The organism is Marinobacter sp. UBA2498 (assembly GCF_002341575.1).
GTDB classification, from domain to species: Bacteria; Pseudomonadota; Gammaproteobacteria; order Pseudomonadales; family Oleiphilaceae; genus Marinobacter; species Marinobacter manganoxydans.
Window position 1 is genome coordinate 9,244 of sequence record NZ_DDOI01000014.1, and the last position, 9,810, is coordinate 19,053.

Sequence of the window (9,810 nt, forward strand, 5' to 3'; positions counted from 1 at the left end):
AGGAAATGCTTCAGGGGCGCTGCCATGTTGCCAAAGCGGGTGGGGCTGCCGATGGCCAGACCGGCGCAATTTGCGAGATCGGATTTGCTGGCGTAAGGCGCTCCAGAGTCCGGAACTGCGGGCAGGGACGCTTCCGTGTCCGGTGAAACCGGCGGTACCGCCCGCAACCTCGCTTCAATGCCTGTTACCCGGGCCACGCCACGACCAATCTGGCTGGCCAGCTCCGCAGTCTGGCCTGTGCGGCTGTAAAATAGCACGAGAACATAGGGCAATTGATCGGACATCTTCAGAGATCCTTCTGATCTGGCTGGAGGAGATTGTTGGGCGTTACAGGATCGAGAGAACGTTTTCCGGTGGCCGGCCAAGTGCTGCTTTGCCGTTGGCGGTCACAATCGGTCGTTCAATCAGTTTCGGTGTTGCTACCATCGCGGCGATGAGTTGTTCGTCGCTCAGGTCGGGGCTGTTCAGGCCCTGTTCTTTATACTCTTTTTCTTTCGTGCGCATCAGTTCGCGGGGGCGAAGATCCAGTGCGTTCAGGATATCCTTGAGCTCCTGCTCTGTCGGTGGTGTTTCCAGGTAGCGTATAATCTCTGGCTCAATTCCCCGTTCGGTAAGCAGTTCAAGGGTTTGGCGGGATTTCGAGCAGCGAGGGTTGTGGAAAATCCGGGTGGGTTCTGTCATCTTCGTGCCTGATTGTCTGAATGGAGTCCACGATTTCTGTGGCCGGTAGTCTAACAGGAGGTTTTCCAGTGCAGTACCCTGATTCTGTCCGTAGGCGTTCCGGCCTGCATGTTCTGGCCGTGGCGCTGCTCATTCTGGCGATGTCCGGCTGCCAGAAAATCGAGCTTGAGCGGGCAGAAGGCACAAAACTGAACTGGGACACCTTGCGCGGCCAGTGGGTGTTGGTTAACTACTGGGCGGAATGGTGCAAACCGTGCCTCGAAGAAATTCCCGAGCTCAATGAGCTGGACAAGGCGCCCGACATTACCGTACTAGCCGTCAATTTTGATGGGGTGCGGGGCGACGCATTGGTCGAACTGGGCGAGCGTATGGGGATTGAATTTACCATGCTGGCGGACGATCCAGGGCCGGGGTTCGGCTGGAAGTTACCGGTCGCGCTGCCTGCCACTTTTCTGGTTAATCCGGGCGGCGATCTGGTCGAGACCCGTTTTGGACCCCAGACCGAAGAAGAACTCCGGGCCGTGATCGGCGGTTGAGCCGGCCGCCCCAACTGAATTACACAGCAGGAATAACCTGACGTTATGTCGCAGACTTTTGTACACCTCCGCGTCCATTCCGAATACTCCATGGTGGATGGCCTGGTCAGGGTTAAACCGCTGATAAAGCGCGTTGCCGAGCTGGGCATGCCGGCTGTTGGCCTTACCGAGCAATCCAACATGTGCTCGCTGGTTCGCTTTTACAAGGCGGCCATGGGCGCGGGCGTCAAACCCATCATTGGCGCCGATCTGTGGCTGGAAAATCCCGACGAGCCCGAGAATCCGTTCCGCATCACGCTGTTGGCGCGAGATAACGACGGTTATCTCAACCTCACCGAAATCATTTCCCTGGGGTATACCGAGGGGCAGCGGTTTGGCAAGCCGATCATCCAGCGCAAATGGCTTGAGGCTCGGCCGAACGGTTTGATTGCGCTCTCTGGTTCGAGAATGGGCGATGTGGGCAAGGCTTTGATGGCGGGCAAAACGGAATTGGCCCGCGAGCGCGCCCGTTACTGGATGGATTTGTACCCGGATAGCTACTACCTCGAGTTACAGCGCACCGGTCGTCCAGGAGACGAAGACTGCCTGCACCTGAGTGTTGAGCTGGCCGGTGCTCTTGGCCTTCCGGTGGTTGCCACTAACGATGTGCACTTCCTGGAGGCGGAAGACTTCGAAGCCCACGAGGCCCGGGTTTGTATCGGCGAAAGCCGTACCCTGGATGATCCGCGCCGTGACCGTCGTTTCAGTGATCAGCAGTACCTGCGCAGCGCTGATGAAATGATCGAACTGTTCAGCGATATTCCAGAAGCGATTGAGAATACGGTGGAGATTGCCCGCCGTTGCTCGGTGAAGGTTCGGATGGGCGAATACTTCCTGCCGAACTATCCGATTCCGGATGGCATGACCATGGACGAATATTTCCGGAAGGTTTCGGAGGAAGGTCTGGAAGAGCGGCTTGCCAAGACCCTGAGCACGGACGATCCGGAATACGATGCCAAACGCGAGGCCTACTACAAGCGCCTGAACTTTGAGCTGGACATCATCATCCAGATGGGGTTCCCGGGCTACTTCCTGATCGTGATGGACTTCATCAAGTGGGCCAAGAACAACGGTGTGCCCGTGGGGCCAGGCCGGGGTTCCGGTGCCGGCTCGCTGGTGGCCTACGCCCAGCTGATTACTGACCTGGATCCACTAGAGTATGACTTGCTGTTCGAGCGGTTCCTGAACCCGGAACGGGTTTCCATGCCCGACTTTGACGTCGACTTCTGCATGGAGGGCCGGGACCGGGTGATCGAATACACCGCCCAGAAATACGGACGAGAGGCGGTGTCGCAGATTATTACCTTCGGCACCATGGCCGCGAAGGCGGTTGTGCGGGATGTTGCCCGGGTCCAGGGCAAATCCTACGGCTTGGCCGACAAGCTGTCTAAAATGATTCCGTTCGAGCCGGGCATGACCCTTGAGAAGGCTCTGGAGCAGGAGCCACAGCTGGTCGAGTTTCTTGAGAACGACGAGGAAGCCCAGGAAATCTGGGAAATGGCCCTGAAGCTCGAGGGGGTGTGCAGGAACGCCGGTAAACACGCCGGCGGCGTGGTGATCGCGCCCACCAAGATCACCGATTTTTCGCCCCTGTACTGCGACGACGAGGGCGGAAGCCTGGTGACCCAGTTCGACAAGGGCGACGTGGAAGACGCCGGGCTGGTGAAGTTCGACTTCCTGGGCCTGCGGACGCTCACGATCATCAAGTGGGCGCTGAACATGATCAATCCACGCCGGGAAAAGAAGGGCATGCAGCCGCTCGACATCAACGAGATTCCGCTGGATGACGTGCCCTCGTTCGACATGCTCAAGAAAGCGGAAACCACGGCGGTGTTTCAGCTGGAATCCCGGGGCATGAAGGACCTGATTCGCCGTCTGCAGCCAGACTCACTGGAAGACATGATCGCCCTCGTGGCCCTGTTCCGGCCGGGGCCGCTGCAATCGGGCATGGTGGACGACTTTATCGACCGTAAGCACGGCCGCCAACCCATGTCCTTCCCGCATCCGGATTACCAGTATGAAGGCCTGAAGCCGGTTCTGGAGCCCACCTACGGGGTTATCCTGTACCAGGAGCAGGTCATGCAGATCGCCCAGGTGATGGCCGGTTATACCCTTGGTAATGCGGACATGCTGCGCCGGGCCATGGGTAAGAAAAAGCCCGAGGAAATGGCCAAGCAGAAGCAGTTTTTCCTGGATGGCTGTGAGCAGAACGGGATCAACACGACCCTGGCCGAAAACATCTTTGACCTGGTAGAGAAGTTTGCCGGCTACGGCTTCAACAAATCCCACTCCGCCGCCTATGCACTGGTGTCCTACCAGACACTCTGGCTGAAAGCCCATTACCCGGCAGAATTCATGGCCGCGGTACTGACTGCCGATATGCAGAACACCGACAAGGTGGTCACGCTGGTAGAAGAGTGCCGGAACATGAAACTGGATCTTCTGGTGCCAGACGTCAGCCGTTCGGAATACACCTTTACCGTCAACGACGAAGGCCAGATTGTGTATGGCCTCGGTGCTATCAAAGGCCTGGGCGAGGGCCCGATTCAGAGCATCGTGGAAGGTCGTGGCGATGGCGAGCCCTATCAGGATATTTTCGATTTTTGCCGACGCATTGACCTGAAAAAGGTCAACAAGCGCGCCATGGAAGCGCTGATCCGGTGCGGCGCCATGGACAAGCTTGGCGCCAGCCGGGCTCAGTTGATGGCCAGCATCGATAAGGCCGTGCAGCAGGCCGGCCAGCAATCCCGTAACGAGTCCGTCGGCATGATGGATATGTTCGGCGAAATGCTCGAGGCCGGTGATGGTGGCGATCCCTACGAGGACGTGGCCGGCATGCGCGAGTGGCCCGAAAAACAGCGGCTGAAAGGGGAGAAAGATACCCTGGGGCTTTACCTCACCGGCCACCCGTTTGATGAATACGAGAAAGAGGTTCGGCGGTTTGTCCGGTCCTCCATCGCCGATCTGAAGCCGAACAAGTCACCCCAGCGCGTCGCCGGGTTGGTGGTTGCCCAGCGCACCATGAAAACCCGCACCGGTTCCACCATGTGTTTCATTACGCTGGATGACAGGAGCGCGCGGATAGAGGCGACCCTGTTCTCGGAAGCCTTCTTTGAAAATCGGGAGCTGTTGCAATCTGACCAGGTGATTGTGGTGGAAGGTCAGGTGAGCCACGACGACTATTCCGGCCAGATGAAGATGCGGGTGAGCTCGGTGATGGATGTCGCGAGCGCTCGTCAGCAGTTTAGCCGTGGGTTGAAGCTCAACCTGCACGCCGATCAGCTGCAGAACGGACTGCTGGAGAAACTGGACACCACCCTGAGGCCGTTCCGCTGTGATGGCAGTCCGGTCTGGATTGAGTACAGCAGCCCCGAGGCGTCCACCCGGATCGAGCTGGGTGAATCCTGGCGGGTGCAGCCGGATGACAACCTGCTACTGGAGCTCCGTTACCTCGTAGGCGACCAGTCGGTAGAACTGGTCTATGATTGAGTAAGCTGAAAATTAAAAGTTTGTCAGATAGCGGACTCATACCAATGTCCGCTTTAGCCACTGACCGGGCGCTGCTATCTTTGTGTAAATTCTGGTTTGGCGGAGCATTTTCCCGCCTGGCAAAAAATGATGGAACATCATGAACCCTAACTATCTGGATTTCGAACAGCCAATCGCCGACCTGGAAGCCAAGATTGAAGAGCTTCGGATGGTTGGCAATGACACCGACATCAATATCACCGACGAGATCACCCGGCTGAAGAAAAAGAGCGTCAGCCTCACAGAGAGCATTTTCTCCGATCTCAAACCCTGGGACGTTGCCCGACTGGCTCGCCATCCCCGCAGGCCCTACACCCTGGACTACATCGAATCCATGTTTGAGGATTTCGATGAACTGCACGGCGATCGCCGTTATGCAGACGACCTGGCGATCGTAGGGGGTACTGCCCGGCTGGACGACAAGCCGGTAATGGTGATTGGTCACCAGAAGGGCCGGGAAGTGCGGGACAAGGTAAAGCGCAACTTTGGTATGCCGCGCCCTGAGGGCTATCGCAAGGCCCTGCGCCTGATGGAAATGGCCGAGCGGTTCAAGATGCCCATTCTCACGTTCATCGACACGCCGGGTGCCTATCCCGGCATTGGTGCGGAAGAGCGTGGGCAGAGTGAGGCCATTGCCTTCAACCTGGCCGTGATGTCCCGCCTCAAGACACCCATTATCTCCACGGTGATCGGTGAGGGCGGTTCCGGTGGCGCGCTGGCCATCGGTGTCTGTGACCAGCTGAACATGCTGCAGTATTCCACCTACGCGGTGATTTCCCCAGAGGGCTGTGCGTCGATCCTCTGGAAAAGTGCCGAATACGCTGCCCAGGCGGCGGAGGCCATGGGTGTTACGGCTGACCGGCTTAAAGATCTGGGGCTGGCGGATAACGTGGTAACCGAGCCCCTCGGCGGTGCTCACCGCAACCCTGAAAAAATGTCGGAATCCCTCAAAGAGGTTCTGGCGAAAGGCGTCGCTGAGCTCAGCCGCCTGCCACTGGATGAGCTGGTATCCCGCCGCTACGAGCGGCTGACCCGCTATGACACCGGGCGCTGAGCCCGGTTCCGGATTCCACTGGCCGGAGGCCCTGTGTGCCCCGGTCAGAGAACTCCCCGATCACGCCCGTCTTTGGGTCGCCCTGAGCGGTGGCCTCGATTCCACCCTGTTATTGCACCTGGCAGCCCACTGCCATGGCTGTTCCGGCGCTGTCCGGGCGATCCATATCAATCATCAGCTTCAACCCAATGCATCGGATACCGAGTCGTTTTGTCGCGGTGAATGTGAGCGACTTGGCGTGCCGCTTGTGGTTGAGCGGGTAACCGTCGATGGTGGTCGTAGCTCGGGTGCGGGTATAGAGGAAGCTGCCCGCAAGGCTCGCTATGCCGCCCTCGAGGCGCTGGTCGGGAAGGGCGACCTGGTCTTGATGGCTCACCATGGGGATGACCAGGCGGAAACCGTTCTGTTCCGGATGCTCAGGGGCAGCGGTTTGGCCGGGCTGGCGGGCATGCCGGCCAGTCGTGAGCTGGGCGCCGCGACCCTCGTCCGGCCCCTGCTCGCGTTTGAGAGGGCCGAACTCGAGCGCTGGGCCAGGGTCGCTGGCCTGTCATGGGTTGATGACCCCAGCAATACCGACCAGCGATTTGACCGGAATTTCCTCCGTCACACTGTGTTGCCGCTCTTGCGGGATCGCTGGCCGGGGTTGAATCGCAGGCTGCGGCACACGGCGGAATCCTGTGGCGAGAGCGAAGCGCTGAACCGCAAACTGGCCGCTTTGCAGTGGCAGGCAATCGGCGGCGACCGGGACCGTCTCCCCGTTGATGGCCTGAAAACACTGCCTCTGGCGGAGCAGAAGAATCTGGTCCGTTGGTGGGCACGGGAACGCGGGTTTCATGCGCCCACCCCTGGTGACTGGCAGCAGGTCATTCGGGACCTGCTGTTTGCCGCAGAGGATCGGGAGCCGGAGTTCCGGTCCGACGGTTTCAGTCTGCGACGTTTCCAGGGTGATCTTTGCCTGGTTCCCGACCGCGGCCCTTTACCGGACGCTCCGGTCGATCTCGAGCCGGGGGAGGGCGTGGCGTGGGGAGAGTGGTCCCTCAGGTTGGAATCTGTCGTTACCCCGGAACAGTCGTTGCCGCCAATACGGATATTTACGAGGCAGGGTGGCGAGCGGGTCCGTTTCCGTCCCGATGGGCCGTCCCGTTCGCTCAAGAAATGGCTGCAGGAAGTCGGCGTTCCACCCTGGGAAAGGGCCCGTCTGCCGCTGGTTTTCGCGGGTTCAGAGGGCGCAGCAGAGCTCATTGCCATTGGCGATTTATGGTGTTCTGAACAATACTCGGGAGGCGCCCATGCCGCCGGTTGGCGGCTGGTCATAGAGCGGGAATGTGATTGAGTCAATGGGGCCTTTCTGGTAGTCTGGCGTCCCATCTTGAGATGACAATCTCCCTCCTTCACCGAACCAGACAATCACGGAATCTGCATGACGCGTTATATTTTCGTCACCGGCGGTGTCGTGTCCTCCTTGGGGAAAGGTATCGCATCAGCCTCTCTGGCTGCGATCCTCGAGGCACGCGGCCTGAAGGTCACTATTCTCAAGCTGGACCCGTACATCAACGTGGACCCCGGCACCATGAGCCCGTTCCAGCACGGTGAGGTTTTTGTCACCGAGGATGGCGCGGAAACAGACCTCGATCTGGGCCACTACGAGCGCTTCATCCGCTCCCCGATGAGCAAGCGCAACAACTTCACCACCGGTCGGGTGTACGAGGAAGTAATCCGCAAGGAGCGCCGTGGCGACTACCTGGGGGGAACTGTGCAGGTAATCCCCCACATCACTGACGAGATCAAGCGCCGGGTCGTTGAAGGTGCTGCTGGCGCCGACGTAGCGCTGATCGAGATTGGTGGCACGGTAGGCGATATTGAATCCCTGCCGTTCCTAGAAGCCTGCCGCCAACTGAAGGTTGAAGTCGGTCCCCAGCGTGCACTTTTCATGCACCTGACCCTGGTTCCGTACATTGCCACTGCGGGTGAGATCAAGACCAAGCCCACCCAGCACTCGGTCAAGGAAATGCGCTCTATCGGCCTGCAGCCGGATATCCTGCTGTGCCGCTCCGAGCACGAGGTGGACGCCAGTTCACGTCGCAAGATTGCCCTGTTCACCAACGTCGAAGAGCGGGCCGTTATTCCTCTCCAGGATGCCAAATCCATTTACGCCATTCCTCGCATGCTCTATGAGCATGGCCTGGATCAGCTCGTTATCGAACGATTCGGCCTGGATGCACGTCCTGCGGACCTCAGTGAGTGGGACAACGTTGTTGAATCACTGATGAATCCCGAGCAGGAAGTGACCATTGCCATGGTTGGCAAGTACATGGAGCTTCTCGACGCGTACAAGTCGCTGATCGAATCCCTGCTGCACGCCGGCATCAAGACCCGCACCAAGGTCAATATCAACTACATCGATTCCGAAGACATCGAGCGTGATGGCACCGGTGCGCTGGCCAGTGCCGACGCGATTCTGGTGCCGGGCGGTTTCGGTGAGCGCGGCGTGGAAGGCAAGATCCGCACGGTTCAGTATGCCCGTGAGAACAAGGTGCCTTACCTTGGCATCTGCCTGGGTATGCAGGTTGCTGTAATTGAATACGCGCGGAACGTGGCCGGCCTGACCGACGCTCATAGCACAGAATTCCGCGAGCACACGCCGGAGCCGGTGGTGGGCCTGATCACCGAATGGCTGGATTCCACCGGAGAGCGCGAAGAGCGTACGGAAGAATCTGATCTTGGCGGGACCATGCGTCTCGGCGCCCAGGATTGCGTGCTTACCGAAGGTTCCACCATTGCCAACTGCTATGGCAAGAAAACCATTCGCGAGCGTCATCGCCATCGTTACGAGGTCAACAACCACTTCCTGCCAAAGTTGGAAGAGGCCGGTCTTCAGATCTCAGGTCGTTCGACCGATGGTCGTCTGGTCGAAGTGGTTGAAGCGCCGGATCATCCCTGGTTTGTCGCCTGTCAGTTCCATCCGGAATTTACTTCCACGCCCAGGGACGGCCACCCGTTGTTCAAAGGCTTTGTTGAGGCAGCACTGGCCTGCAAGAAAGGATCCTGAGCATGGCGCAGAACACTGTAAACGTTTCGGGAATCGACGTCGCCAACGACAAGCCGTTTGTGCTCTTTGGTGGCATGAACGTCCTCGAGTCGCCGGAGCTGGCCATGGAGGTTGCCCAGGCTTATGTTGAGGCCACCGGCAAGCTGGGTATTCCCTACGTTTTCAAGGCGTCTTTTGATAAGGCCAACCGGTCATCCGTGAATTCCTTCCGCGGCCCCGGCCTGGAAAAAGGGCTTCAGATACTGGCGGACATCAAGAGCAAGTTCGGTGTTCCCATTATTTCGGACGTCCACGAGCCGGCCCAGGCCGCTCCGGCAGCCGAAGTCTGTGACATCATCCAGCTGCCGGCTTTCCTGAGCCGCCAGACGGACCTGGTGGTCGCCATGGCGAAAACCGGTGCGGTGATCAACATCAAGAAGGCCCAGTTCCTGGCTCCCCAGGAAATGAAGCACATCATCACCAAGTGCGAAGAAGCCGGCAACGACAAGGTGATCCTGTGTGAGCGGGGCAGCAGCTTCGGTTACAACAACCTGGTTGTCGACATGCTGGGCTTTGGCATCATGAAGGCCATGAACGTGCCGGTGATGTTCGATGTGACCCACTCCCTGCAGATGCCGGGCGGACGAGCCGATTCCGCCGGCGGCCGCAGGGCCCAGGTGACGGATCTGGCTCTGGCAGGTATGTCCCAGGGCCTGGCCGGCCTGTTCCTGGAAGCCCATCCGGACCCGGACAAGGCCAAATGCGATGGCCCCTGCGCTTTGCGGCTCAGTCAGTTGGAGCCCTTCCTGCAGCGGGTGAAAGCTGTGGATGATCTGGTAAAAAGCTTTAAACCTATCGACACCGCCTGATTGGCGGTGTTTGTTTTGTTTGGGAGTACGAGCAGGTGGGGGATGGCTTTCCGAAACACGCTCCTTGCGGCACAT

8 protein-coding genes are annotated in these 9,810 nt (G+C 59.0%); 6 read left to right on the forward strand and 2 right to left on the reverse strand.

Annotation, left to right across the window (positions count from 1 at the left end; translation table 11 throughout):
* Together B2W52_RS01605 and arsC are read right to left on the reverse strand one after the other, a co-directional pair.
* A partial coding sequence (locus B2W52_RS01605) for an NADPH-dependent FMN reductase family protein (protein ID WP_476738507.1) occupies positions 1 to 284 on the reverse strand: 284 nt, incomplete at its 3' end.
* Between the two features lie 43 nt (positions 285 to 327).
* Positions 328 to 681, reverse strand: coding sequence for an arsenate reductase (glutaredoxin) (gene arsC / locus B2W52_RS01610; RefSeq protein WP_008172904.1), 354 nt, complete (start codon positions 679 to 681; stop codon positions 328 to 330).
* Positions 682 to 749: 68 nt separating this feature from the next.
* Between arsC and B2W52_RS01615 the strand changes: the two genes are divergently transcribed.
* The 6 genes from B2W52_RS01615 to kdsA all read left to right on the forward strand — a co-directional run bounded on the left by B2W52_RS01615 (position 750) and on the right by kdsA (position 9,735).
* Positions 750 to 1,217 (forward strand): TlpA family protein disulfide reductase, encoded by a 468-nt coding sequence (locus tag B2W52_RS01615; RefSeq protein WP_008172901.1) that lies wholly within the window; start codon positions 750 to 752, stop codon positions 1,215 to 1,217.
* A 45-nt stretch (positions 1,218 to 1,262) separates the two neighbouring features.
* Entirely contained in the window at positions 1,263 to 4,745 is a 3,483-nt protein-coding gene (dnaE, locus tag B2W52_RS01620; RefSeq protein ID WP_273073005.1) for a DNA polymerase III subunit alpha, read from the forward strand.
* 139 nt (positions 4,746 to 4,884) lie between these two features.
* Entirely contained in the window at positions 4,885 to 5,838 is a 954-nt protein-coding gene (accA, locus tag B2W52_RS01625) for an acetyl-CoA carboxylase carboxyl transferase subunit alpha (protein ID WP_008172897.1), read from the forward strand.
* On the forward strand, positions 5,822 to 7,171 hold the full coding sequence (tilS, locus tag B2W52_RS01630) for a tRNA lysidine(34) synthetase TilS (RefSeq protein ID WP_053114906.1): 1,350 nt from the start codon (positions 5,822 to 5,824) through the stop codon (positions 7,169 to 7,171). Before accA ends, tilS begins: the two co-directional genes overlap by 17 nt.
* A gap of 87 nt (positions 7,172 to 7,258) precedes the next feature.
* On the forward strand, positions 7,259 to 8,887 hold the full coding sequence (locus B2W52_RS01635) for a CTP synthase (RefSeq protein ID WP_008172892.1): 1,629 nt from the start codon (positions 7,259 to 7,261) through the stop codon (positions 8,885 to 8,887).
* A gap of 2 nt (positions 8,888 to 8,889) precedes the next feature.
* Positions 8,890 to 9,735, forward strand: coding sequence for a 3-deoxy-8-phosphooctulonate synthase (gene kdsA / locus B2W52_RS01640; RefSeq protein WP_273073003.1), 846 nt, complete (start codon positions 8,890 to 8,892; stop codon positions 9,733 to 9,735).
* Positions 9,736 to 9,810 lie beyond the last annotated feature (75 nt).

Coding starts and splice junctions, on each gene's coding strand:
- dnaE (WP_273073005.1), top strand. CDS start 1,263: ATGTCGCAGACTTTTGTACACCTCCGCGTCCATTCCGAATACTCCATG.
- B2W52_RS01635 (WP_008172892.1), top strand. CDS start 7,259: ATGACGCGTTATATTTTCGTCACCGGCGGTGTCGTGTCCTCCTTGGGG.
- kdsA (WP_273073003.1), top strand. CDS start 8,890: ATGGCGCAGAACACTGTAAACGTTTCGGGAATCGACGTCGCCAACGAC.
- arsC (WP_008172904.1), bottom strand. CDS start 681: ATGACAGAACCCACCCGGATTTTCCACAACCCTCGCTGCTCGAAATCC.
- accA (WP_008172897.1), top strand. CDS start 4,885: ATGAACCCTAACTATCTGGATTTCGAACAGCCAATCGCCGACCTGGAA.
- tilS (WP_053114906.1), top strand. CDS start 5,822: ATGACACCGGGCGCTGAGCCCGGTTCCGGATTCCACTGGCCGGAGGCC.